Raw genomic sequence first — 22,381 nt, 5'->3', positions numbered from 1 at the left:
CGGCGCGGGACGGGCCGGCGCCGCCTGCTCAGCCGGCGCTCTGCTCCTCGGCCAGGATGCGGTTCAGAGCGTCGTCGAGGTGGCTGTCGAAATCGGCGTGTGCTCGCTCACTGCCGAGCGGGACGAGCCGGTCGGTGCGGTCGAGGAAGGCGAGCAGCGGCGCCTTGCCTGCCCGGAAGAGCGCCTGCTCGGAGCCGACCTGGAGGGTGATGTGCACCTCCCTGGTGGCCGTCTGCCCCACCGGGCAGACCCGGACGTCGCCGTCGCCCGCGGCGTCCAGAACTCCCTCGACCAGCAGTTCACGCCCGAAGACCCAGGTGACCGGGGCGTCTCCGGGGAGGTGGAACGTCAGCCGCACCGCGTACGGATCGACGGTCTCGTACCGCAGTTCCACCGGGATGCGGAAGGCGAGCTCCTCGGAGACGAGGAAGCTCATCATGACCTCTGCCTGTACTGACTCGCGCATGGACTACCCCGCCAGTTGCCGCCATGTGGCCGAAATCCGTCCCGGCCCTTCATGGCATCTTGCAGAACGCCATCATTGGATCACAAGGAGTGAGTTTTCAGATGCTGATAGAGAACCGGAGCCGCCGCAGAATGCTGCCGACGTCCCGGTGCAGCAGCTGTGTGGTGCCCCGGAGGCGTTCCGCCTGAGCGGCGGGCAGGGAGACGGCGAGCACGGCGGCGCTGGACCCGACGGTGATCGGCACCGCCGCGCAGGCCACGCCGAGCGCGTACTGCTGGTACTCGACAACGGGCTGCATACGCTCGGCCGCGGCCAGCCGGCGCAGCAGACGCTGGCTGTCCGGGACCGAGTACGGGGTGAGCGGCCGGACCGGGTGCCGGGAGAGGTGGTCGCGGCGGCCTTCCTCGTCGAGCTGCGAGAGGAGGCACTGGCCGATGGCGTGGGCGTGGGCCGTCTCGCGGAAGTCGGCCCATTCTGCGACCGCGGGATTCCCGGGCGTGTCCGCCGTCGCCACGAGGTCGACCTCGCCGTCCCGGTACAGGGCGAAGTAGACGGGTGCGCCCAGGCGTTCGTGCCAGTGGCGCAGGACGTCGTCGATGAGGTGGCGGCGGCTCTGCTGGGCGTGCGCCTCGTCGAGACGGCCCACCGCGGGCCCCAGCACGTAGACCCCGTCGACCCGGCGCAGGTACCGCTCGTGGGTGAGGGTGCGCAGCAAGTGGTAGGCGGTGGGCAGGGCGACGCCCGCCTCCCGGGCCAACTGCTTGGCGGGAGCCCCGCTTTCGTGGACGGCCGCCGCCTCCAGCAGTCGCAACGCCCGCTGGACGGAGCCGATGAGTGTGGGCGCGGCATGGCCGTCGTCCTGATGTGAACCCGTGGACCAGTGATCCGGTCGGTCCGCGGGCGTGGCGTGGGCCATGGCCTGGTCACCCCCGGAGAGCATGTGCCCCCGGGCGTGGCCGCCCGGAGCGGTGCGAAGACGGGGCCTTCGCGCCGGATTCCGGACTGTAGTGCGTGGCCTGACGGCGAGTTCGCCGCTTGGGGAGGCGTTCCCCCGGGTGGACGAACCGCCGCGCCTCCGTGCTGGCCGCTACCAGCTGCCCCGGCCCGACGACGGGAAGAACTTCCGGACCACGTAGATGAGTCCGCCGACGAGGGCGACGAAGACCAGGATCTTGAAGAGCAGCCCGACGACGAAGCCGACGACGGAGGCGATGAGCCCGCCGAAGATGAAGAGGGCGAGGACCGGGATCGCGATCCACTTCACCCACCACGGGAGTCCGATGAATACCTCGCGTGCGCCCATGACCTGTCCCCTCTCTGCCTGTCGCGCCCGGGTGGCGCGGCCGACGGTGCGGCCAGGCCCGGTGGGGCCCTCGCGCTGCCGTGTCGTCTTCGATGCTAGGTGGGCGGCGGGCGCGGTGGGCCGCTCGGACCCCCCGTCTCTCCCTGACGCTCCCCCTAGGGAACCGCCGGGGTGCGGCCAGGGTTCCCGGGCCGGCCGGTCAGCCTTCCGGCGGGGAGAAGACCACCATCACCCGCAGGTCCTCGCTGATGTGGTGGAACTTGTGCGGCGTCCCGGCCGGTACGTAGACGACGCTGCCGCGCGCCACCTCGGTGGTCTCCTCGCCGACCGTGATGGCCGCCCGGCCGCTGACGACGAGGTACACCTCGTCCTGGCGGTGCGGCTGCTGCGGGTCGAGCTGGCCGGCGTCGAGGGCGTACAGGCCCACGGACATGTTCCGCTCACGCAGGAACTGGAGGTAGGCGCCGTCGTTGGCGGCGCGCTCCGCCTCCAGTTCGTCGAGCCGGAAAGCCTTCATCAGCCGCTGGCCTCTCTGTTCGGTTCTCGGTGTGCGCCTTCGGTCCGGCCCGCTGCCCGACCTGCCGTGCGGGCGGACGCCCGGCCGACGCCGATCTTGTCTGTCACGATCAGACACATGACCAATTTCCTAGTCAAGACGCTGGCCAACGCGGCCGCCCTTCTGGTGGCCGTGTGGCTGCTCGACGACATCACCCTCACCGGCGACAGCACCGGCAACAAGGCGCTCACGCTCATTGTCGTCGCCCTGATCTTCGGCCTGGTCAACTTCCTGGTGAAGCCGGTGGTGAAGGTCCTGACCTTCCCGCTCTTCGTGCTCACCCTCGGCCTGATCACGCTGGTGGTCAACGCGCTGATGCTGATGCTGACCTCCTGGCTGGCGGGCCAGTTCGACCTGAGTTTCCACGTCGACGGCTTCTGGACCGCGGTCCTGGGTGGCCTGATCATTTCGGTGGTCTCCTGGGCTCTCAACGTCGCCCTGCCCGACCGCAAGGACTGACGGCCTCCGACCCGCTCCGCCCGGGCGGGCCGTCCGCACGGCCCGCCCGCCGAGTCCATCTGTCCAGGTCGTGGACGTGTTGTGCGGTGTCTGGAGAGGGTGTCCGATGCTGTGGGAGGGCGGCCCTCCGGTCGGCGTCCGCCCGACGGGGGCCCGAACGACGCGAGAAAGGCGGCCACGATGACGGGCGAGGGTACGAGGGCGGTACGAGCAGGGCTGCCCGAGGCGGTCAAGAACGAGCCAACGCTTCCCGGGCCGGTCTTCGCCGCCCACTTCCACCTGCCCGGTGACGTGAGCGGGCCCTACTCCTACGGCCGGGACTCCAATCCGACCTGGACCCATCTGGAACGCGCCATCGCCGAGCTGGAGGCACCGGGCGAGGAGGCGCACACGCTGGTCTTCGCCTCCGGGATGGCGGCCATCTCGGCCGTGCTCTTCTCCCAGGTCGGCACCGGCGACGTGGTGGTCCTGCCGGACGACGGCTACCAGGCTCTGCCGCTCGTCCGCGAGCAGCTCACCGCCTTGGGCGTGGAGGTGCGCACCGCCCCGACCGGCGGCGACGCCCAGCTGGACGTCCTGGAGGGCGCCAAGCTGCTGTGGATCGAGACCCCGTCCAACCCCGGCCTCGACGTGTGCGACATCCGCCGACTCGTCGCGGCCGCCCGTGCCCAGGGGACGCTGGTCGCGGTGGACAACACCCTGGCGACCCCGCTCGGCCAGCGTCCGCTGGAGCTGGGCGCTGACTTCGCGGTGGCCTCCGACACCAAGGGCATGACCGGCCACGGCGACATCCTGCTCGGCCACGTGACCTGCCGCGACGCCGAGCTGGCCGCCGGCGTCCAGCGCTGGCGGAAGATCGTGGGTGCGATCCCCGGACCGATGGAGGCGTGGCTCGCCCACCGCTCCCTCGCCACGCTGCAACTCCGCGTCGAGCGCCAGACCGCCAACGCCCTGGCGCTGGCCGAGGCCCTCCGGGCCCGTGCCGATGTGGCGGGCCTGCGCTACCCGGGGCTGCCCGACGACCCCTCGCACGCGGTCGCCGCCCGGCAGATGCACCGCTTCGGCTCGGTCGTCTCCTTCGATCTCGGGACCAAGGAGCGGGCGGAACGTTTTCTGGCCGCACTGCGCCTGGTCGAGGACGCGACCAGCTTCGGCAGCGTGCGCTCGACCGCCGAGCGCCGCGGCCGCTGGGGCGGGGACGCCGTCGGCGAGGGGTTCGTCCGCTTCTCCGTCGGGGCGGAGGACGCCGAAGACCTCCTCGCGGATGTGACGCGCGCCCTCGACCTCTCCCTCGACGACGCCTGAACCGGCAGGCGCACAGACCTCACGCGTACGGACGGCCCGAGCCTCCCCCCTCGTGGCTCGGGCCGTCCCGGCTCCGGTCCTGAAGAGCCGCACTGTCCAGGCTAGTTGACCCTGCGTCAGTGTCCAATCACTGTGGCAGCAGCGACCTATCGACATATTTATAGTTGAACCGCGAGTGACGGCCTGCGACGAAGGGGTTGAGGGCGTGGATCTGGCGCTGCTGCGTACGTTCGTCACGGTCCACCGAGCCGGGTCCTTCACCCGCGCCGCCGCCCTGCTCGGCCTCTCCCAGCCGGCGGTCACCTCGCAGATACGCACCCTGGAGCGCCAGCTCGGCCGCCCGCTCTTCCTCCGCAAGGCCCGCGGGGTGACGCCCACCTCGGTCGGCGACGAGCTGGCCCACCGGGCGGCGCCCCATCTGGACGCCCTGGTGGAGATCGCCGAAGGCGGCCTGGAGGTGGAGGCGCCGCTGCGCACCCTGCACCTGGCGGGCCCGCCCGAGTTCATGGCGGAACGCGTCCTGCCGGCCCTCGTCGGGATGACGGGGGCCGAGGGGCCGGCGGTCCGGCTCCGCACCTCTTTCGGCTCCACCGACGACGTCCTCGAAGGGCTCGCCGCCGGCCACCACGACCTGGCGGTCGCCACCCGCCGCCCGCGCGGCACCCTGCTCAGCGCCGGAACGCTCTGCGACGAGGAGCACCTCCTGGTGGCGGGAGCACGCTGGGCCGGGCGGTTCGCCCCCGGAGCGGTCCGGCGCGGCGGAGCCGAGGCGCTCGCCAAGGTGCCGGTCGTCGACGTGCACGAGTCCCTCCCCTTCGCCCGGCGCTACTGGACCACCGTCTTCGACGCACCCCCTCCCGAGCACGCCGCTCTGGTCGCCCCCGACCTGCGGGCGATCCTGTCGTGCGTCGTCGCGGGCGCCGGCCTGGCCGTCCTGCCGCGGTATCTCTGCGAGGAGGCTCTGCTCCGGGGCGAGCTGGTCACGCTGCTGGAGCCGCCGGTTCCACCGCTGCGGACCTACTTCGTCGCCGTGCGGGCCGGTACACAGGCTCTGCCGCACATCGCGACGGCCCACGAGTGGCTGTTGCGGGCCGCCGCCGCCTGGGGGTGAGCCCCCGCGATGTTTCACGTGGAACGTGCGGGGCCAGATTTCCCCCATGACCGTTCGCTCCGTGGTCAAGCGCACCGCCCGCGCCGTCCTCCTCGACGGCGACCAGCTCGTCCTGATCAAGCGCACCAAGCCCGGCGTCGATCCGTACTGGGTGACCCCGGGCGGCGGGGTCGAGCCGGAGGACAGCACTGTCGTCGCCGCGCTCCACCGCGAGGTCCTGGAGGAGCTGGGCGCCAAGATCACCGATGTCGTCCCCTGCTTCGTCGACACCGTCGAGCACATCGGCGAGGACGCCGAGACCACCGGCGTGAAGGTGCAGCACTTCTTCGTCTGCCGCCTCGGCTCCATGGACCCGGCACTGCGCCACGGCCCGGAGGTCGAGGAACCGTGCGGGGAGTACGAGATCGTGCGCATCCCGTTCACCCGCCTCGGCATCGCCTCGGTCCACATGGTCCCGCTGTCGCTACGGCACTATCTGGACGGCAACATCGAGGGCGTCCAGGCGCTGCTCGCCCCTGATCTCGGCTGAGCGGGAGCAGGCGCGCCCGCCGATGTTTCACGTGAAACACCGCACATCCCGGCCGGGCCCGACTTCCGAGACTGTGTGGACCTCGCCCATGAGCTGCACAGATATCCGCCGGACGGGCTTTCCTGCCGCCCTGGAAGTGCTCGCTCCACGGCTGAAAAGACGGTGGACGGGAGGGACCCCCGTCGGTCAACCTGGGCCGCGTGTCGACACCTGCGCTCTCCGCTCTACCGGTTCGCCCCCTCACCCTCCGGGACCTCCCGGCCTGCACGAGCCTCGCGCACGACAGGGGGTGGTCCCCGGAGGAGCACAAGTGGCGGTTGCTGCTCGCGGCCGGGCACGGGGTCGGGGTGGACGCTCCGGACGGACGCGGGCTGCTGGGCGCCTGCACCCTGACCGACTTCGGCCCGCACGAGGCCCCCGCCTTCACCGCGATCGGCATGATGCTGATCGCCGACCGGTACGCCGGTCGGGGCTTCGGACGCTGCCTCCTGGAGCACGTGGTCCAGTACAGCGAGCGGGTACCGCTCACCCTCTACGCCTCCGGGAGCATGCTCCCGCTCGCCCGGAAGCTCGGCTTCACCTCGATCGGCCGGGCGGCCGCCGCCACTGGCCGCCTCACCGGAGCGGCCGCCCTGCCGGCCAGGCCCGGGCTCACCCTCTCTCCCGCGCGGGCCGGGGACCTCCCCCGCATCCTCCAGCTCGACGCCGAGGTGTTCGGCACCGACCGCACACCCTTGATCGCCCGGCTTCCGGCCTTCGCCGACCGCTTCCTGGTGGCGGAGGAGGACGGGGAGCTGACGGGCTTCGCGGCGCGCTGGCCCAACACCGGCACCGAGGTCGTCGGCCCGCTCATCGCCCGCGACACGCGCACCGCGCAGGCCCTGATCACGGGTCTGGCCGAGGGAAGCACCCGCCCGCTCCGGGTGGACGTCGACGCCCGGCACACCGCGCTGCTGGAGTGGCTGGGCGAGCGTGGGATGCCGGTGGTCACCACCAGCGAGCTGCTGACCCGCGCTCTGCCCGGTCTGCCCGGCGACTGGACCAGGCGGTTCGCTCCCCTCACCGTGGCCGCGGCCTGAGGTGTTCCGGCGGACGCGGGAACATGTGATTGCAGGCGCGCGTTATATGCATACGCGTGATATTGCGCGCATGTCTTAAGCTGGACGGCACCCGGACTTTCGGCGCCCGCCGGGAGGAGCCGAGGGGGCACCGACCAGGAGGAGCGAGGAACCATGACCGCCACGGACCCCGCGCTGACCGCACTGGCGCAGAGCTGGTGCGCACTGTCCCTGCTGCACGGACGCATCGAGACGCACGTGGAGCGGGCCCTCCAGTCCGGGCACGGACTCAGCACCCGCGAGTACTCCCTGCTGGACGTGCTCAGCCGGCAGCACGACGGTGAGGGCGGCCATCTGCAGATGAAGCAGGTCGCCGACGCCGTCGTCCTCAGCCAGAGCGCCACCACGCGCCTGGTGACTCGCCTGGAGGACCGCGGCCTCCTCTCCCGCTACCTCTGCCCCACCGACCGGCGCGGCATCTACACCGACGTCACCCCGGCCGGGAAGGCCCTCCTCGACGAGGCCCGCCCCACCAACGACACCGCCCTGCGGGAAGCTCTCGACACTGCGGCCCAGAACCCCGAACTCGCCCCGCTCGTCCAGGCCGTGGAGACCTTGCGCACCCCCGCCTGACTCTTCAGCGGCCCTCCGGGGGCTCCCCGCCGGCTGGTCTACTGTGCCGCTCATGGATCACCCTCAAGACGCACTCCAGCGGGACCGCACCCAGGATTCCCCCGGCGAGGCGCTCCTGATACGCCGCGCCGAGGCGTCCGACGTGGCCGCCATCGTCGCCATGCTCGCCGACGACCCCCTCGGCGCCACCCGGGAGTCCCCGGACGACCTCACCCCGTACCTGGCCGCGCACGCCCGGCTGGCGGCCGACCCGAACCAGCGCCTCGTCGTCGCCGAACGGGCCGGGAAGGTCGTCGGAACGCTTCAGCTGACCCTCATCCCGGGTCTCTCCCGCCGGGCCGCCACCCGGTCCCTGATCGAAGGGGTGCGCGTCCACGCGGACGAGCGGGGCAGCGGGCTCGGCACCCTCCTCATCGAGTGGGCCGTCGAGACCTCTCGCGCCGAGGGGTGCCGGCTCGTCCAGCTCACCTCCGACGCCACCCGCGAGGACGCCCATCGCTTCTACGAGCGCCTGGGTTTCGTCGCCTCCCACGTGGGGTTCAAGCTCCAGCTCTGAGCCGGGTCTGCTTGCCGGTCGACGCGCGCCCAACAGGCCGCTGAGGAACAATGTTTCACGTGAAACACCGCGTGAGCCATGTTTCACGTGAAACATCACGAATCATCGTGTGCAGGGCGGATGTTTCACGTGAAACATGCCGATCGAGGCAGCTCGGTCAGCCCAACTCCCCAGCCGCACGCCAACCCTTGGTGTCCACGCCACCAGGGACCACCGAATCCGGCGCATAGGGCTCGCGCGTGAAGACGAAGGACCCCAAGTCCAAGTGGGTCACGGCGCCTTCGGTGTCCCGCACCGGCCGCAGAGTCTCCCCCAGGAAGTAGCCGTCCAGGCCCCGCCACGACCCGTCACCGGCGGATACGAAGCGCGCGGCCCGCCCGGCTCCCTTCAACGGCCGCAGCTCCACACCACCATCGGCCCCGCAGTGCAGCCCGTACGGCGTCACGCCCCAGTACCAGGCGCCCGCCAACTCCAGGACCCGCGGGTCGGCTTCGGCCATCGGGCGCCAGAGCCGGGGCATCGACGGCTCGGCCTCGGCCACGATGCCGATGAGTTCGGCGGCGAGGCTGCCGGTGAGGAGTCCGGAGGTGGTGTTGGCGAGGACCACGGCGGCCAGGCCCTCGTCCTCACGGGCCAGCAGGGCCGCGAGGAACCCCGGGAGCGAGCCCATGTGGCCCGTGAGCGTCGTCCCGCCGACGCTCAGCACCTGCGTCCCGAGTCCGTAGGCGCTCTCCTGCGCCCCCGGCAGGCTCGGGGCGGCAGGCGTCCGCATCTCGCGCACCGATGCTGCGCTGAGCACCCTGTCGTCGCCCTGGATCAGGAAGGCGGCGAAGCGGAGCAGATCGCGGGTGGTCGACCAGAGCTGACCGGCCGGCGCCATCCGGCCCAGATCGTGGGCGGGCTCCGGGAGGAGGGCGTCGGCCCAGGGGTGCACCGCCCAGCCCCGCGCGTACGGCTCCTGCGGCCCGTAGCTGGTGCGGGTCAGCCCCAGCGGCTCCAGCACCTCGGCGCGCAGCACCTTCTCCCAGGGCTCGCCGCGCACTTCCTCGACGAGGGCGCCGAGCAGGGTGTAGCCGGGGTTGGAGTAGTGGTGGACCCGGCCGACAGGGTGGCGGTGCGGTTCCTCACCGAGCACGTCGGCCAGCTCGGGGCGCAGGGTGCCGGGGCTCCGTTCCCACCACTCGCCCGGCGCCTCGGCGGCGAGACCGCCGGTGTGGGAGAGCAGGTCCGCGACGGTGGCCTGGCCCGCGCCGGTACCGGGCAGATGCTTCTCCAGCGGGTCGGTCAGCTCCAGGAGCCCTTCGTCGCGGAGCCGCATGACCAGAACAGCCGTGAAGGTCTTGCTGATCGACCCGATCCGGTACTGGGTGTCGCCGTCGACCCCGACCCCCTCCAGCGCGGAGAGCGCGCCTTCCCAGATCACCTCGCCGTCCCGCGCCACTCCGGCCACCAGCGACGGCACCCGGGACTCGCTCTGCGCCCTGGCGAGGCGGTGGTTCAGGGCCCGGCGGGTGGTGGACAGAAGGCCGAGGTCTTCCGGGGTCTCATGAGTCGTCATGGCCCCACTCCACTCGTTCGGCCCGGTGAGGTCCAGCCCTTTTCCCGGTCACGTCGGGAGTGGCTCACCCGGCCGTTCTGGGGCCCCGGCTGCCGGCCGACCGCGTCGAGCAGGCGCCGGGAGGGGGTGTCGGCGACCTGGGTCACCGCGATCAGCTCCGCATGCGTGCCTCGCTCATTCCGGTACCGTCGAGCACCGCACGAACCGCCTCCCGCGCCAGCCCCCGCCCTGTGGCCTTCCGGAGTAACCCGTACGACAGCTCCGTCCGGTCCGGCCGGTCCGCGTCGGGCCGGAGTTCCACGTGCCCGACCGGAAAGGTGCCTTCGGCACCTGATGGGCGCTCTACGCGGCAGGAGGCACAGAGCGGAGAGTCCGGCCCCCCAGCCATCCCCCCGGCCCCGGCCGGAGCGCCGTCCGCGTCCTCCTGCCGGGCGCCGTCACGTCTTGAGGCTCCCCCGCAGCGCGGTGATGAGCCGGTTGGCGCGGTCGTCGCCGTGGCCGATCATCCGGTTGGCCACGTAGGCGAATCCGACGCCGAACTCGTCGTCGCCGAAGGCGAACTGGCCGCCGGCGCCGTCGTTGCCGAAGCTGCGGCCGCCCAGCATCGGGCGGGGCCGCCCGGAGTCGAGGAGGAAGCCGGAGCCCCAGCGCTGACCGAGGTCGTACCCCTGCCAGGTGGGCCCTGCCGACACCTCGCGCACCGCGTCGGTCAGGGTCTCCTCGGAGAGCAGGCGCGGCCCGCCGTCGAGGCCCGTCACGGCTGCCCCGTACAGGGCGGCGAGCCCGCTCGCGGAGGCGACCGCGCCGGCGCCAGGGAGTTCGGTGCCGAGCAGTTCGGGGTCGTTGAAGCCGTGCGGCTCCTCCAGGCCGGGGAAGACCAGCGCGCCGTTCATCGTGACGATGCGCATCAGCAGGGACTGCGGATCGCCGGCGGGACGCCCCTCGGCCTCCACCAGGCGCGCCAACTTCCCCCTCTCAGCGGCGGGCAGGCCGATCCAGGCCCGCAGCCCGAGCGGCCCGCCGACCGCCTCGCGGAAGAAGCGGCCGGGGGTGAGCCCGGTGATCCGGCGGATGACCTCGCCGACCAGGAAGCCGAAGACGTGCCCGTGGTACTCGTACGCCTCGCCGGGTTCCCAGAGCGGTCGCTGCTCCTCGATCGCACGAACGACGGGGGTCCACTCGGTGATCTCGCCGAAGCTCACGGTGCGGTCGAGTACCGGGACCCCGGCGCGGTGGCCGAGGACCATGCGCGTGGTGATCCGCTCCTTGCCCTCGGCGGCGAACTCCGGCCAGTAGGCGGCGACCGGTGTGTCCAGGTCGAGCCTGCCCTGCTGGGCGAGGAGATGCGCGCAGATGCTGACGAGGCCCTTGGCGCAGGAGAAGACGGGGACCACCGTCTCCTGGTCCCAGGGGCGGCCGGACCGCTCGTCGGCGACCCCGCCCCAGAGCTCCACCACCGGGCGGCCGCCGGCCCGGACCGAGACGGCCGTGCCCAGTTCCCCGAACACGTCGAAGTTCTCCCGGAAGACGTCCGCGACGCCCCCGAAGCCCTCATCCGCCCAGCCGCCGATCTCCACCGTGCACACCCCAGTTCCCGAGCGCTTCCCGACCCGGCCCCAGGTCGGCGGACCGCGACAGACTACGAGTCCCTCCGGCGGACCGCGAGGTCTTTTCGGTGGGCCGGCGGCCCGGCCCGCCTCACCACTGCCGGTTGACGGTCGCCTTCGGGCCGGTCACCAGGGTCGCCGGCGGAACGTCCTCGGCCACGACCGCACCCGCGGCGACGACGGCGTCCCGGCCGATGCTGACGCCGGGCAGGATCGTGGCCCCGGCGCCGATCCACACGTTCTCCGCCACGTCGATGGGTCCGCCGCTCAGCCACTCCCGCCGCTCCCCGGGGTCGACCGGATGCCCGAGGGTGATGAAGGTGGCCTTCGGGCCGACCATCACGCGCTCGCCGAGCCGAATGCCCGCGTAATCCAGGAACGTGCAGTTCTGGTTGATGAACACCCGCTCGGCCAGCTCCAGGTGGAGGCCGTGGTCGGTGTAGAAGGGCGGGTAGATCGTGGTCCTGGCGGGCAGCGGCCGGCCGAGAATCCGCTCGAACAGCTCGGCCTTGCCCGCCTCGTCCTCGAACGGCAGGACGTTCAGCCGGGAGGTCAACTCGGTGGCCCGCAGGACCCGCTCGGACATCGCCCGGAACTCGTCACTGTGGATGCGCATGAGACGGTCGTCGGCCATGGCCGAGCACGGTACCAGCGCACGGCCTGTCGAGCTCGCGTGAACTGGTCGTTCTCCGTGGCCTCACGGCCTCGTCGCCCGTGCTTGTCCCCAGCCCGTGGTATGCCCGTCCGGGGCGGTGCCGGACGGCCCGTCCGCGTCGACGGAAGGCTGGGCCGTGCGGAAACTGATCTACGGCATGAACCTGTCCCTGGACGGCTACATCGCCGCGCCCGGGGACGACATCGGCTGGAGCGGACCACCCAGCGACGAGCTCTTCCAGTGGTGGCTCGACCAGGAGCAGGAGAGCGGCCTGACGCTGTACGGCCGCAAGCTGTGGGAGACGATGAGCTCCTACTGGCCCACCGGCGACCAGCAGCCCGACGCCACCCCGGCGGAGATCGCCTTCGCCCAGAACTGGCGGTCCACACCGAAGGTGGTCTTCTCCTCTACTCTCGACGACCAGCTCGACTGGAACACCCGCCTGGTCACCGGCGACGCGATCGCCGAGATCACCCGTCTCAAGGCCGAGGACGGCGCCCCGCTTCAGATCGGCGGTGCGACGCTCGCCGCGGCGGCCATGCGCGCCGGGCTGATCGACGAGTACGCGATCGCCACCCACCCGGTGCTGGTCGGCGGCGGCACACCGTTCTTCGGTCCGCTGGACGGCTGGGTGCAGCTGAAGCTGCTAGAGACCCGGACGTTCCCCGGCGGCGTGGTCCTGACCAGGTACGAGACGAGGCGCTGAGCGGCAGCGCCCACGCGGCTCGCCTCAGCCGTGCGCCATGTCGACGAACCGGCTGTAGTGGCCCTGGAAGGCGACGGTGATGGTGGCCGTGGGGCCGTTACGGTGCTTCGCCACGATGAGGTCCGCCTCGCCGGCGCGCGGGGACTCCTTCTCGTACGCGTCCTCGCGGTGGAGCAGGATGACCATGTCGGCGTCCTGCTCGATGGAGCCCGACTCGCGGAGGTCGGAGACCATCGGCTTCTTGTCGGTGCGCTGCTCGGGGCCGCGGTTCAGCTGGGAGAGCGCGATGACCGGGATCTCCAGCTCCTTGGCGAGGAGCTTGAGGTTACGGGACATGTCCGAGACCTCCTGCTGACGGCTCTCGGCGCGCTTGGAGCCGCCTGACTGCATCAGCTGGAGGTAGTCGATGACGACGAGCTTGAGGTCGTTGCGCTGCTTGAGCCGGCGGCACTTGGCGCGGATCTCCATCATCGACAGGTTCGGGGAGTCGTCGATGTAGAGCGGTGCGGCGGACACGTCGGGCATACGGCGGGCGAGCCGCGTCCAGTCCTCGTCGGTCATCGTGCCGGAGCGCATGTGGTGGAGGGCGACCCGGGCCTCGGCCGACAGCAGGCGCATGGCGATCTCGTTGCGGCCCATCTCCAGGGAGAAGACCACGCTGGGCAGGTTGTTCTGGATCGAGGCGGCCCGCGCGAAGTCCAGGGCCAGAGTGGACTTGCCCATGGCGGGTCGGGCGGCGATGACGATCATCTGGCCGGGGTGCAGGCCGTTGGTGAGGGAGTCGAAGTCGGTGAACCCGGTGGGCACACCGGTCATCTCGCCGCTGCGGGAGCCGATCGCCTCGATCTCGTCGAGCGCCCCCTCCATGATGTCGCCGAGCGGCAGGTAGTCCTCGGAGGTCCGCTGCTCGGTGACGGCGTAGATCTCCGCCTGGGCGCTGTTGACGATCTCGTCGACGTCGCCGTCGGCGGCGTATCCCATCTGCGTGATCTTGGTGCCCGCCTCCACGAGCCGGCGGAGCACCGCCCGTTCGTGGACGATCTCCGCGTAGTACTCGGCGTTGGCCGCGGTGGGCACCGTCTGCACGACGGTGTGGAGGTAGGGGGCGCCGCCCACCTTGGTGATCTCGCCGCGCTTGGTCAGCTCGGCGGCGACGGTGATCGGGTCGGCCGGCTCGCCCTTGGCGTACAGGTCGAGGATGGCCTGGTAGATCGTCTCGTGGGCCGGGCGGTAGAAGTCGTTGCCCTTGAGGATCTCCACCACGTCGGCGATGGCGTCCTTGGAGAGGAGCATGCCGCCGAGGACCGACTGCTCGGCGTCGAGGTCCTGCGGGGGCACGCGCTCGAACGCGGTCGCCCCGCCGCCGTCCCAGGTGTCGCCGGCGCGGTCACGGCCTCCGTCGTTGCCCTTGCCCCGGCGCCGGGAGGCCGGCAGCCGGTCACCGGGTCCGGCGTCCGCCGCCCACGGGTCGTCCAAGGGCTCGGAGATACTCACCGTGCCGCCTCCATCCGTCCGCCGAGCGGACCTCGCCGTGCGCGCTTCCGTACGGCCCGACACTGACAAAGCGAGAGGCCCAACCCCTCATCTGACGCGTCGGAGTCGCGAGATTCCTCAGTCGGAACCCGGGCCGCACGCGGGTGGGTCGCCGGACCACGGTAGGCCCGTCGGCACCGTCAGCCAATCTGGTTATCCACAGGCCCTGTGGATGATCGACCCAATGCTGTGGAGAACTCGCCGAAACCTGTGCACGCCGCCGTGGACAGCGCTGTGAACAACCCCTCAGGGGCTCCGACATCCTAGCGCTGACCTGGCGTTTCACCATCCGCAGGCTGTGCAGGGGAAAAACTTCCCCAACTCGCGCGAGATCGTCGCCAAACCGTTGCCCGCGGACCCGCAACCTGGCCACACGTAAGGAGCGCACTCCCATTGCATCTGTTACCTGTGGATGATTACATTGGGCGCCATGACCAAGGCAGCTCCGCAGGCCAAGCACCATCGCCGTCAGCACGACCGCGAGATCGTCGCCCTCGCCGTACCCGCCTTCGGAGCCCTCGTCGCCGAGCCCCTCTTCGTGATGGCGGACAGCGCGATCATCGGTCACCTGGGCACCGCGCAACTCGCCGGACTCGCCGTCGCCTCCGCTCTGCTGACCACCGCGGTCAGCATCTTCGTCTTCCTCGCCTACGCCACCACCGGCGCCGTCGCCCGCCGCGTCGGCGCGGGTGAGCTCTCCGCCGCCATCCGCCAGGGCATGGACGGCATCTGGCTGGCGCTGATCCTGGGAGCCGCCGTCATCGCGGTGGTCCTGCCGACCGCCCCGGCCCTCATCGACCTCTTCGGCGCCTCCGAGACCGCTGCCCCGTACGCGGTGACGTACCTCCGCATCTCCTCGTTCGGCATCCCCGCGATGCTCGTCGTCCTGGCCGCCACCGGCGTCCTCCGCGGCCTCCAGAACACCCGCACCCCGCTCTACGTCGCCATCGGCGGCTTCGTCGCCAACGCCATCCTCAACGTCGTCCTGGTCTACGGCGCCGGACTCGGCATCGCCGGCTCCGCCTGGGGCACGGTCATCGCCCAGTGCGGCATGGCCGCCGTCTACCTGGTGGTCGTCGTCCGCGGCGCCCGCAAGCACGGGGCGTCGCTCCGGCCGGACGCGGCCGGCATCCGCGCCTCGGCACAGGCCGGCGCCCCGCTGCTGGTCCGGACCCTGTCGCTGCGGGCCGTCCTGATGATCGCGACGGCGGTGGCGGCCCGCCTCGGTGACACGGAGATCGCGGCCCACCAGATCATCCTCTCCCTGTGGAGCCTGCTCGCCTTCGCCATGGACGCCATCGCCATCGCCGGCCAGGCGATCATCGGGCGCTACCTGGGCGCCGGGGACAGCGCCGGAGCCAAGGCCGTCTGCCGGCGCATGGTCGAGTGGGGCATCGGCTCCGGCATCGTCCTGGGTGTCCTCGTGATCGTCTCCCGCCCGCTCTTCGTCCCCCTGTTCACGAGCGACGGAGCCGTGAAGGACGCGGCCCTCCCCGCCCTCGTGGTGGTCGCCCTCTGCCAGCCCCTCTCCGGCATCGTCTACGTCCTCGACGGCGTCCTCATGGGAGCGGGCGACGGGCCGTACCTCGCCTGGGCCATGCTGCTCACCCTGGCGATCTTCACGCCCTTCGCCCTGCTGATCCCCAGCTGGGGCGGCGGCCTCACCGCGGTCTGGGGCGCCATGACGCTGATGATGGCCACCCGCGCGGTCACCCTGGGGCTCCGTACGAGGTCGGGGCGGTGGCTGGTCACCGGCGCCAGCCGGTGATGTTTCACGTGAAACATCACTGACCCGGCCGGACACCCCCAAGCCCGATGTTTCACGTGAAACATCGGACGCCACACGACGGAGGGCCGCACCCCTGACGGGTGCGGCCCTCCGCTTCACGCTGCCAGATCGCTGATCAGGCGGCGACGACCTCGACGTTCACCTTGGCGGCGACCTCGGGGTGCAGACGCACGGACGCGGAGTGCGCGCCCAGCGACTTGATCGGCGCGTCCAGCTCGATGCGACGCTTGTCGACCTTCGGGCCGCCGGCGGCCGAGATCGCCGCGGCGATGTCGGCCTGCGTGACGGAACCGAAGAGGCGGCCGGCCTCGCCGGAACGGGTGCTCAGGCGGACCTGGACGCCCTCGAGCTCGGCCTTGACCTGGTTGGCCTGCTCGATGGTGGCGATCTCGTGGATCTTGCGAGCGCGACGGATCTGCTCGACGTCCTTCTCGCCACCCTTGGTCCAGCGGATCGCGAAACCACGCGGGACCAGGTAGTTACGGGCGTAGCCGTCCTTGACGTCGACGACGTCGCCGGCCGCACCGAGGCCGGAGACCTCGTGGGTGAGGATGATCTTCATGATTCGGTCACCCTTCCCTTATCGCGCGGTCGACGTGTAGGGCAGCAGCGCCATCTCACGGCTGTTCTTCACAGCCGTGGCGACGTCACGCTGGTGCTGCGTGCAGTTGCCGGTCACGCGGCGGGCACGGATCTTGCCGCGGTCGGAAATGAACTTCCGCAGCATGTTCGTGTCCTTGTAGTCCACGTACGTGACCTTGTCCTTGCAGAACGCGCAGACCTTCTTCTTAGGCTTGCGCACAGGCGGCTTAGCCATGGTGTTTCTCCTGTGTGATCAAGAAGTGTGGTGGCGAACCCTGATCCCTCGCGGACGCGGAGCGTCCTAGAAGGGGGGCTCGTCCGAGTAGCCGCCACCGCCGCCGGAGCTACCGCCCCAGCCGCCGCCGCCCTGCTGCTGGCCGCCGCCGGAAGGAGCGCTGGTGGCCCAGGGGTCGTCGGCGGGAGCACCGCCGCCGCCCTGCTGCTGGCCACCGCCGGGGCCGCCGCCCCAGCCGCCCTGCTGGCCGCCGCCGCCACCGCCGCTGTAACCACCCTGGCCACCGCGACCGGTGGTCTTGGTGACCTTGGCCGTGGCGTTCCGCAGGCTGGCACCGACCTCTTCGACGTCCAGCTCGTAGACCGTGCGCTTGATGCCCTCACGGTCCTCGTAGGACCGCTGCTTCAGCCGGCCCTGCACGATGACGCGCATGCCTCGCTGGAGCGACTCGGCGACGTTCTCCGCCGCCTGACGCCAGACCGAGCAGGTGAGGAAGAGGCTGTCGCCGTCCTTCCACTCGTTGGTCTGACGGTCGAAGGTGCGGGGAGTGGACGCGACGCGGAACTTCGCGACCGCCGCACCGGACGGGGTGAAGCGCAGCTCGGGGTCGTCGACAAGATTGCCGACCACCGTGATAACGGTCTCGCCTGCCATGGGGTACCTCTCGGCGGGTTTGCTGCTGGCTGCTGGCTGCTACTCGGAGCCCGAGTGGAACTACTGAGCGGAAGAAGCTCAGTGGGTCTCGGGGCGGAGGACCTTGGTCCTCAGGACCGACTCGTTCAGGTTCATCTGGCGGTCGAGTTCCTTGACGACCGCAGGCTCGGCCTGGAGGTCGATCACCGAGTAGATGCCCTCGGGCTTCTTCTTGATCTCGTACGACAGACGACGACGGCCCCAGGTGTCGACCTTCTCGACCTTTCCGTCGGCCTCACGGACGACGGAGAGGAAGTTCTCGATCAGGGGGGCGACGGAGCGCTCCTCCAGATCGGGGTCGAGGATGACCATCACCTCGTAGTGACGCATGTAGAACCCACCTCCTTTGGACTCAGCGGCCACGGTCGTTCCGTGGCAGGAGGGTCTTGATGCGAGCGCAACGGTATCGGCCACCGCTGACGGCGGACCCCGCGAGCGGGAGCCGTGGTGAGCGGGTGATCCAGGATCTGGGCAGACACCGGTGCAGACGGTACAGAGTACCCGCACGACCGCTTCCGGTTGAAATCCGGCCGCCGATGCCCGCAATCTGGGTATATCGGGTGCTTCGGCACCGGATGCGCAGCACCGGTGCCCGGCACCGAGGTGAGCGCCGCTTCCGCAGGAGGTGCCCTAATGGCCCAGACGACGCGTCCGAAGACCGCTGGTTCCCTCTTCGCCACCGACGGCAAGCCCCACCCGCTCCAGGACTCGCTGATGGTGGTCACCCTGGTGCTCGGGGCGCTGGCCCTGGTCACGGCCGGGTTCCACCATCTGCACCTGATCAGTTCGTGGGCCGGCCTGGTGGGCATCCTCACCGGTGCCTACGGCCAGTTCATCTCCGAGACGACCCGGGAGCGCACGCTCCTCATCGTGGGGCTCGGTGCCTCCGCCCTCGGCTTCTACCTGGGCGTCGCCCACGGTGGCCTGTTCGGCGGCGTGATCAGCTGACGCCGCCGCCTTCCGGCCGGGGGACCGTTCCGCGACGGGACGGTCCCCCGGCCGGCGGCGCGTCCTGGCCGATTCGGTGGCGGCCCGACCGGGGCGATCACCGGCGAAGTAGGCTTCGCGCGAGAGCCGGAGCCCCTGACCCCATGGGGACACACCAGCCCGAGGAGCGCCCCGAATGAGTCTGACCCTCAGGACCATCAGCCGTGAGCAGCATCTGGCGTACATCCAGACACTGCCCGCGGCCAGCCACATGCAGGTCCCTGCCTGGGCGGACGTCAAAGCGGAGTGGCGCTCCGAGAGCCTGGGCTGGTTCGACGACCGGACGGGCGAGATGGTCGGCGCCGGTCTGGTGCTCTACCGCCAGCTCCCCAAGATCAAGCGGTACCTGGCCTACCTCCCCGAGGGCCCGGTGATCAACTGGTTCTCGCCCCATCTGGAGGAGTGGCTCCAGCCGATGCTGGCCCACCTCAAGCAGCAGGGTGCCTTCTCGGTGAAGATGGGCCCGCCGGTGATCATCCGGCGCTGGGAGGCCGCCAGCATCAAGAAGGGCATCCAGGACCCGGACGTCAAGCGTCTGCGCGACGTCGAGGCGGACTTCATCGAGCCGCGCGCCTTCGAGGTGGCGGACCGGCTGCGGCGCATGGGGTGGCAGCAGGGCGAGGACGGCGGCGCGGGCTTCGGCGACGTCCAGCCGCGGTACGTCTTCCAGGTCCCGCTCGCCAACCGCTCCCTGGAGGACGTCCACAAGGGCTTCAACCAGCTCTGGCGGCGCAACATCAAGAAGGCCGAGAAGGCCGGCGTCGAGGTCGTCCAGGGCGGCTACCAGGATCTGGAGGAGTGGCAGCGCCTCTACGAGGTCACGGCCGAGCGCGACCGTTTCCGCCCGCGCCCCCTCGGCTACTTCCAGCGCATGTGGACCGCGCTGAACAACGAGGACCCCAACCGGATGCGGCTGTACTTCGCCCGCCACGAGGGCGAGAACGTCGCGGCGGCCACCATGCTGGTCGTCGGCGGCCACGTCTGGTACTCCTACGGCGCCTCCGCCAACCACAAGCGCGAGGTCCGGCCCTCCAACGCCATGCAGTGGCGGATGCTCCGCGACGCCTACGCGCTCGGCGCCACCGTCTACGACCTCCGCGGCATCTCCGACTCCCTGGACGAGTCGGACCACCTCTTCGGCCTCATCCAGTTCAAGGTCGGCACCGGTGGGCAGGCTGCCGAGTACCTCGGCGAATGGGACTTCCCGCTCAACAAGCTCCTCCACAAGGCGCTCGACATCTACATGTCCCGCCGCTGACCCCGGCGGGCACGGCACAATTCATCCGGCGGGGCGCATCGGCCGCCCCGCCGCACCGCGACTGACACAGGAAGGCTCCGGACCGGCCATGGCGCTCACGCTGTACGTCGACACCGCGCGCTGGCGGGATCACCACCACCAGGTGCGCGAGCAGTTCCCGGGCATCGTCCCCGTCTGCAAGGGCAACGGGTACGGCTTCGGGCACGAGCGGCTGGCCGAGGAGGCGATCCGCTTCGGCTCCGACATCCTCGCCGTGGGCACCACCTACGAGGCGGCCCGGATCAAGGACTGGTTCAGCGGCGACCTGCTCGTGCTGACGCCGTTCCGGCGCGGCGAGGAGCCGGTGCCGCTGCCGGACCGGGTCATCCGCTCGGTCTCCTCGGTGGACGGGGTGCACGGCCTGGTCGGCGCCCGCGTGGTCATCGAGGTGATGTCCTCGATGAAGCGCCACGGCGTGAGCGAGGAGGACCTGCCGAAGCTCCACGCGGCCATCGAGGACGTCCGGCTGGAGGGCTTCGCCATCCACCTGCCGCTGGACCGCACCGACGGCACGGACGCCGTCGAGGAGGTCATCGCCTGGATGGACCGCCTCCGTGCCCACCGCCTGCCACTGCACACCATGTTCGTCAGCCACCTGAAGTCCAGCGAACTGGCCCGGCTCCAGCAGCAGTTCCCGCAGACGCGGTTCCGCGCCCGGATCGGCACCCGGCTCTGGCTGGGCGACGAGGAGGCGACCGAGTACCGCGGGGCGGTGCTGGACGTCACCCGGGTCTCCAAGGGCGACCGCTTCGGCTACCGCCAGCAGAAGGCGGCCGGTGACGGCTACCTGGTGGTGGTCGCCGGCGGCACCTCGCACGGCGTGGGCCTGGAGTCGCCGAAGGCCCTGCACGGGGTGATGCCCCGCGCCAAGGGCGTCGCCCGCGCGGGTCTCGCGACGGTCAACCGGAACCTCTCGCCCTTCGTCTGGGCGGGCAAGCAGCGCTGGTTCGCCGAACCTCCGCACATGCAGGTGTCGATCCTCTTCGTCCCCGCCGACGCCCCGGCGCCGCAGGTCGGCGACGAACTGGTCGCCCATCTGCGGCACACCACCACGCAGTACGACCGGGTCGTCGAGCGCTGAGCCGGTCGCCCCGTACGTGAAGAGGCCCCTGGCCGTCCCGCGAGGGACGCCAGGGGCCTCTGGCGTGGTGCAAGCGCGTCAGGAGCCGGGCGTCGCCGGGCCGCCCGCGCCGAAGCCCTCCCCTGCGGTCTTCCCGGCCCCCCAGCGCACCACCGGACGACTGAAGTGGGCGGCGTGCTGCGGGGGACGGTCCGCGTAGCCGAGGACGAACCGGTCCGGGGCACCGTCCAGCACCCCGCCCGAGGGATCGTCGTCCCCGTCCCGCCGCACCACGTCCCGTTCGGGCAGCAGAGCGTCCCGTACGACGACGGCGCAGAGGTAGAGCGTCCCGGCGAGGTGCAGGCAGATCGCCAGGTGGTACCCCTCCAGCGGCAGGCCGCGCTGGGCGTCGCCGCTGCTGGTGTAGGCGAGGTACATCCAGATGCCGAAGTAGTACAGCACCTCGCAGCTCTGCCAGATCAGGAAGTCGCGCCAGCGGGGCCGGGCGAGGGCGGCCAGCGGGATGAGCCACAGCACGTACTGCGGCGAGTAGACCTTGTTGGTGAGGATGAAGGCCGCGACGACGAGGAAGGCCACCTGCGCCAGCCGGGGGCGGCGGGGCGCCATGAGGACGAGGACGGCGATCAGCGCGCACGCCAGGACCATCAGCAGGGTGGCCAGGGTGTTGACGGTCTCCGTCGCCAGCGGCTGGTCGGAGTTCTGGGAGAGCACCAGCCAGAAGGAGCCGAAGTCCACGCCCCGCTCCTCGCTGAACGTGTAGAACTTCGACCAGCCCTCGAAGGCGCCGATCATCACCGGCCCGTTGACCACCAGCCAGGCCCCCGCGGCTCCGGCAAGCGCGGTACCGAAGGCCCGCCACTTGCCCGCCCGCCAGCAGAGCAGGAAGAGGGGACCGAGGATCAGGGCCGGGTAGAGCTTGGCGGCGGTGGCCAGTCCGAGGAGGACACCGAAGGCGAGCGGCCGCTCCCGGGACCACAGGAAGAGCGCGGCGGCGGTCAGGGCGACGGCCAGCAGGTCCCAGTTGATGGTCGCCGTCAGCGCCATCGCGGGAGCCAGGGCGACGAGCAGGGCGTCCCAGGGGCGGCGCCGGTGGGTGCGCGCGACGCAGACCGCGATCACGGCGGCGCAGGCCATCAGCATCCCGGCGTTGATCAGCCAGTAGATCTGCTCCCGCTCGACGAGTGAACCGGAGCCGGGGGTGAACCAGGAGGCCACCTCCATGAAGACGCCGGTCAGCACCGGGTACTCCAGGAACTGCATGTCCCCCGGCAATCGGTCGAAGTACGGGACCAGCCCGTCGGCGAACCCCCGGCCCTGGAAGAGGTGGGGGATGTCGGAGTAGCAGGCGTGGGTGTACTGGGCGCCGGCGCCGAAGAACCAGGCGCCGTTGTAGCAGGGCAGCTTCTGCACCATGCCGAGGGCGAACATGCCGATCATGACCAGGGCGATCACGCGGACCGGCGACCACCAGGAGCCGCCGGGCAGGACGCGTCTCCCGGCGGCGCCGCCGATCAGCTCGGAGCCGGCGGCGGCCACTTCGTCCTGCCGTGTCGGCTGCACGGTGTCCCGCTGCGGCGCGTCGGCACGTGTCGTCTCTGGGCTGGGCATGGGCGCCATCCTGCCCCATGGCCCCCGGAACGCCGGGAGGGCCGCCGCACCCGTTGGTGCGACGGCCCTCGGTT

General features: G+C 71.1%; 26 protein-coding genes. 12 read left to right on the top strand and 14 right to left on the bottom strand.

The genetic code is table 11. From position 1 onward, the window contains the following. Positions 1–28 precede the first annotated feature (28 nt). From OIM89_RS15295 to OIM89_RS15280, 4 genes are all read right to left on the bottom strand, one after another. Entirely contained in the window at positions 29–466 is a 438-nt protein-coding gene (locus tag OIM89_RS15295; RefSeq protein WP_008408208.1) for an SsgA family sporulation/cell division regulator, read from the bottom strand. 97 nt (positions 467–563) lie between these two features. Beyond that, positions 564–1,382 (bottom strand): IclR family transcriptional regulator, encoded by an 819-nt coding sequence (locus OIM89_RS15290; RefSeq protein ID WP_030696659.1) that lies wholly within the window; start codon positions 1,380–1,382, stop codon positions 564–566. A 171-nt stretch (positions 1,383–1,553) separates the two neighbouring features. Then, entirely contained in the window at positions 1,554–1,769 is a 216-nt protein-coding gene (locus OIM89_RS15285) for a DUF5326 family protein (protein WP_030696660.1), read from the bottom strand. 199 nt (positions 1,770–1,968) lie between these two features. Beyond that, a complete protein-coding gene (locus OIM89_RS15280) occupies positions 1,969–2,286 on the bottom strand; it encodes a cupin domain-containing protein (RefSeq protein ID WP_003949433.1) in 318 nt (105 codons plus the stop codon). Positions 2,287–2,403: 117 nt separating this feature from the next. Between OIM89_RS15280 and OIM89_RS15275 the strand changes: the two genes are divergently transcribed. From OIM89_RS15275 to OIM89_RS15245, 7 genes are all read left to right on the top strand, one after another. Next, complete coding sequence (locus OIM89_RS15275) at positions 2,404–2,784, top strand: phage holin family protein (RefSeq protein ID WP_030696661.1); 381 nt, start codon at positions 2,404–2,406, stop codon at positions 2,782–2,784. Between the two features lie 180 nt (positions 2,785–2,964). Continuing rightward, positions 2,965–4,089, top strand: a complete 1,125-nt coding sequence (locus tag OIM89_RS15270) for a cystathionine gamma-lyase (protein ID WP_264491350.1) — start codon at positions 2,965–2,967, stop codon at positions 4,087–4,089. A 205-nt stretch (positions 4,090–4,294) separates the two neighbouring features. Beyond that, positions 4,295–5,200, top strand: coding sequence for a LysR family transcriptional regulator (locus OIM89_RS15265; protein ID WP_264491349.1), 906 nt, complete (start codon positions 4,295–4,297; stop codon positions 5,198–5,200). A 46-nt stretch (positions 5,201–5,246) separates the two neighbouring features. Further along, positions 5,247–5,729: an NUDIX domain-containing protein gene (locus OIM89_RS15260; RefSeq protein ID WP_030696664.1), complete on the top strand. Its 483-nt coding sequence runs from the start codon at positions 5,247–5,249 to the stop codon at positions 5,727–5,729. A gap of 200 nt (positions 5,730–5,929) precedes the next feature. Beyond that, positions 5,930–6,808, top strand: coding sequence for a GNAT family N-acetyltransferase (locus OIM89_RS15255; RefSeq protein WP_030696665.1), 879 nt, complete (start codon positions 5,930–5,932; stop codon positions 6,806–6,808). A 153-nt stretch (positions 6,809–6,961) separates the two neighbouring features. Further along, the gene (locus OIM89_RS15250; RefSeq protein ID WP_030696666.1) at positions 6,962–7,420 is read left to right on the top strand and encodes a MarR family winged helix-turn-helix transcriptional regulator; all 459 of its coding nucleotides are present in this window, start codon (positions 6,962–6,964) and stop codon (positions 7,418–7,420) included. 52 nt (positions 7,421–7,472) lie between these two features. Continuing rightward, entirely contained in the window at positions 7,473–7,976 is a 504-nt protein-coding gene (locus OIM89_RS15245) for a GNAT family N-acetyltransferase (RefSeq protein WP_051727128.1), read from the top strand. Positions 7,977–8,133: 157 nt separating this feature from the next. Here OIM89_RS15245 and OIM89_RS15240 read toward each other — a convergent pair whose 3' ends face one another. From OIM89_RS15240 to OIM89_RS15230, 4 genes are all read right to left on the bottom strand, one after another. Then, positions 8,134–9,534: a serine hydrolase domain-containing protein gene (locus OIM89_RS15240; RefSeq protein ID WP_030696668.1), complete on the bottom strand. Its 1,401-nt coding sequence runs from the start codon at positions 9,532–9,534 to the stop codon at positions 8,134–8,136. A 151-nt stretch (positions 9,535–9,685) separates the two neighbouring features. After that, positions 9,686–9,922: a GNAT family N-acetyltransferase gene (locus OIM89_RS30000; protein ID WP_107049079.1), complete on the bottom strand. Its 237-nt coding sequence runs from the start codon at positions 9,920–9,922 to the stop codon at positions 9,686–9,688. Between the two features lie 49 nt (positions 9,923–9,971). After that, the gene (locus OIM89_RS15235) at positions 9,972–11,120 is read right to left on the bottom strand and encodes a serine hydrolase domain-containing protein (protein WP_247860645.1); all 1,149 of its coding nucleotides are present in this window, start codon (positions 11,118–11,120) and stop codon (positions 9,972–9,974) included. A gap of 112 nt (positions 11,121–11,232) precedes the next feature. Further along, positions 11,233–11,775: a DapH/DapD/GlmU-related protein gene (locus tag OIM89_RS15230; RefSeq protein ID WP_018470260.1), complete on the bottom strand. Its 543-nt coding sequence runs from the start codon at positions 11,773–11,775 to the stop codon at positions 11,233–11,235. 157 nt (positions 11,776–11,932) lie between these two features. Here OIM89_RS15230 and OIM89_RS15225 point away from each other — a divergent pair, with 157 nt between their 5' ends. Then, on the top strand, positions 11,933–12,502 hold the full coding sequence (locus tag OIM89_RS15225) for a dihydrofolate reductase family protein (RefSeq protein WP_030696671.1): 570 nt from the start codon (positions 11,933–11,935) through the stop codon (positions 12,500–12,502). A gap of 24 nt (positions 12,503–12,526) precedes the next feature. Here OIM89_RS15225 and dnaB read toward each other — a convergent pair whose 3' ends face one another. After that, positions 12,527–13,996, bottom strand: coding sequence for a replicative DNA helicase (gene dnaB / locus OIM89_RS15220; protein ID WP_030696672.1), 1,470 nt, complete (start codon positions 13,994–13,996; stop codon positions 12,527–12,529). A gap of 469 nt (positions 13,997–14,465) precedes the next feature. Here dnaB and OIM89_RS15215 point away from each other — a divergent pair, with 469 nt between their 5' ends. Beyond that, positions 14,466–15,803 (top strand): MATE family efflux transporter, encoded by a 1,338-nt coding sequence (locus tag OIM89_RS15215; RefSeq protein ID WP_047466375.1) that lies wholly within the window; start codon positions 14,466–14,468, stop codon positions 15,801–15,803. Between the two features lie 136 nt (positions 15,804–15,939). On the opposite strand, the gene rplI is transcribed toward OIM89_RS15215, so the two are convergent. The 4 genes from rplI to rpsF form a co-directional block, all read right to left on the bottom strand. Next, entirely contained in the window at positions 15,940–16,386 is a 447-nt protein-coding gene (rplI, locus tag OIM89_RS15210; protein ID WP_030696674.1) for a 50S ribosomal protein L9, read from the bottom strand. An 18-nt stretch (positions 16,387–16,404) separates the two neighbouring features. Next, positions 16,405–16,641, bottom strand: coding sequence for a 30S ribosomal protein S18 (rpsR, locus tag OIM89_RS15205; RefSeq protein ID WP_003949403.1), 237 nt, complete (start codon positions 16,639–16,641; stop codon positions 16,405–16,407). A 66-nt stretch (positions 16,642–16,707) separates the two neighbouring features. Next, positions 16,708–17,295: a single-stranded DNA-binding protein gene (locus tag OIM89_RS15200; RefSeq protein WP_030696675.1), complete on the bottom strand. Its 588-nt coding sequence runs from the start codon at positions 17,293–17,295 to the stop codon at positions 16,708–16,710. A 78-nt stretch (positions 17,296–17,373) separates the two neighbouring features. Then, the gene (gene rpsF, locus OIM89_RS15195; RefSeq protein WP_003949400.1) at positions 17,374–17,664 is read right to left on the bottom strand and encodes a 30S ribosomal protein S6; all 291 of its coding nucleotides are present in this window, start codon (positions 17,662–17,664) and stop codon (positions 17,374–17,376) included. A 303-nt stretch (positions 17,665–17,967) separates the two neighbouring features. Here rpsF and OIM89_RS15190 point away from each other — a divergent pair, with 303 nt between their 5' ends. From OIM89_RS15190 to OIM89_RS15180, 3 genes are all read left to right on the top strand, one after another. After that, on the top strand, positions 17,968–18,282 hold the full coding sequence (locus OIM89_RS15190) for a hypothetical protein (RefSeq protein WP_030696676.1): 315 nt from the start codon (positions 17,968–17,970) through the stop codon (positions 18,280–18,282). 175 nt (positions 18,283–18,457) lie between these two features. After that, positions 18,458–19,579: a lipid II:glycine glycyltransferase FemX gene (locus tag OIM89_RS15185; RefSeq protein WP_003949398.1), complete on the top strand. Its 1,122-nt coding sequence runs from the start codon at positions 18,458–18,460 to the stop codon at positions 19,577–19,579. An 88-nt stretch (positions 19,580–19,667) separates the two neighbouring features. Then, a complete protein-coding gene (locus OIM89_RS15180; RefSeq protein ID WP_023418297.1) occupies positions 19,668–20,699 on the top strand; it encodes an alanine racemase in 1,032 nt (343 codons plus the stop codon). Positions 20,700–20,777: 78 nt separating this feature from the next. Here the strand turns inward: OIM89_RS15180 and OIM89_RS15175 are convergent, their stop codons facing one another. Further along, a complete protein-coding gene (locus OIM89_RS15175; protein WP_030696677.1) occupies positions 20,778–22,307 on the bottom strand; it encodes a glycosyltransferase family 87 protein in 1,530 nt (509 codons plus the stop codon). Positions 22,308–22,381: the final 74 nt, after the last annotated feature.

Origin of the sequence: Streptomyces sp. BI87, assembly GCF_025957665.1 — a bacterium.
Taxonomy (GTDB): domain Bacteria; phylum Actinomycetota; class Actinomycetes; order Streptomycetales; family Streptomycetaceae; genus Streptomyces; species Streptomyces albidoflavus.
This window is presented reverse-complemented; position numbering and strand designations above follow the sequence as displayed.

Excerpts from the sequence above, each read along its gene's own strand:
- OIM89_RS15295 (WP_008408208.1), bottom strand. The coding sequence starts at position 466 with ATGCGCGAGTCAGTACAGGCAGAGGTCATGATGAGCTTCCTCGTCTCC.
- OIM89_RS15290 (WP_030696659.1), bottom strand. The coding sequence starts at position 1,382 with ATGGCCCACGCCACGCCCGCGGACCGACCGGATCACTGGTCCACGGGT.
- OIM89_RS15285 (WP_030696660.1), bottom strand. The coding sequence starts at position 1,769 with ATGGGCGCACGCGAGGTATTCATCGGACTCCCGTGGTGGGTGAAGTGG.
- OIM89_RS15280 (WP_003949433.1), bottom strand. The coding sequence starts at position 2,286 with ATGAAGGCTTTCCGGCTCGACGAACTGGAGGCGGAGCGCGCCGCCAAC.
- OIM89_RS15275 (WP_030696661.1), top strand. The coding sequence starts at position 2,404 with ATGACCAATTTCCTAGTCAAGACGCTGGCCAACGCGGCCGCCCTTCTG.
- OIM89_RS15270 (WP_264491350.1), top strand. The coding sequence starts at position 2,965 with ATGACGGGCGAGGGTACGAGGGCGGTACGAGCAGGGCTGCCCGAGGCG.
- OIM89_RS15260 (WP_030696664.1), top strand. The coding sequence starts at position 5,247 with ATGACCGTTCGCTCCGTGGTCAAGCGCACCGCCCGCGCCGTCCTCCTC.
- OIM89_RS15250 (WP_030696666.1), top strand. The coding sequence starts at position 6,962 with ATGACCGCCACGGACCCCGCGCTGACCGCACTGGCGCAGAGCTGGTGC.
- OIM89_RS15245 (WP_051727128.1), top strand. The coding sequence starts at position 7,473 with ATGGATCACCCTCAAGACGCACTCCAGCGGGACCGCACCCAGGATTCC.
- OIM89_RS15240 (WP_030696668.1), bottom strand. The coding sequence starts at position 9,534 with ATGACGACTCATGAGACCCCGGAAGACCTCGGCCTTCTGTCCACCACC.
- OIM89_RS30000 (WP_107049079.1), bottom strand. The coding sequence starts at position 9,922 with ATGGCTGGGGGGCCGGACTCTCCGCTCTGTGCCTCCTGCCGCGTAGAG.
- OIM89_RS15230 (WP_018470260.1), bottom strand. The coding sequence starts at position 11,775 with ATGGCCGACGACCGTCTCATGCGCATCCACAGTGACGAGTTCCGGGCG.
- OIM89_RS15215 (WP_047466375.1), top strand. The coding sequence starts at position 14,466 with ATGACCAAGGCAGCTCCGCAGGCCAAGCACCATCGCCGTCAGCACGAC.
- rplI (WP_030696674.1), bottom strand. The coding sequence starts at position 16,386 with ATGAAGATCATCCTCACCCACGAGGTCTCCGGCCTCGGTGCGGCCGGC.
- rpsR (WP_003949403.1), bottom strand. The coding sequence starts at position 16,641 with ATGGCTAAGCCGCCTGTGCGCAAGCCTAAGAAGAAGGTCTGCGCGTTC.
- OIM89_RS15200 (WP_030696675.1), bottom strand. The coding sequence starts at position 17,295 with ATGGCAGGCGAGACCGTTATCACGGTGGTCGGCAATCTTGTCGACGAC.
- rpsF (WP_003949400.1), bottom strand. The coding sequence starts at position 17,664 with ATGCGTCACTACGAGGTGATGGTCATCCTCGACCCCGATCTGGAGGAG.
- OIM89_RS15190 (WP_030696676.1), top strand. The coding sequence starts at position 17,968 with ATGGCCCAGACGACGCGTCCGAAGACCGCTGGTTCCCTCTTCGCCACC.
- OIM89_RS15185 (WP_003949398.1), top strand. The coding sequence starts at position 18,458 with ATGAGTCTGACCCTCAGGACCATCAGCCGTGAGCAGCATCTGGCGTAC.
- OIM89_RS15180 (WP_023418297.1), top strand. The coding sequence starts at position 19,668 with ATGGCGCTCACGCTGTACGTCGACACCGCGCGCTGGCGGGATCACCAC.
- OIM89_RS15175 (WP_030696677.1), bottom strand. The coding sequence starts at position 22,307 with ATGCCCAGCCCAGAGACGACACGTGCCGACGCGCCGCAGCGGGACACC.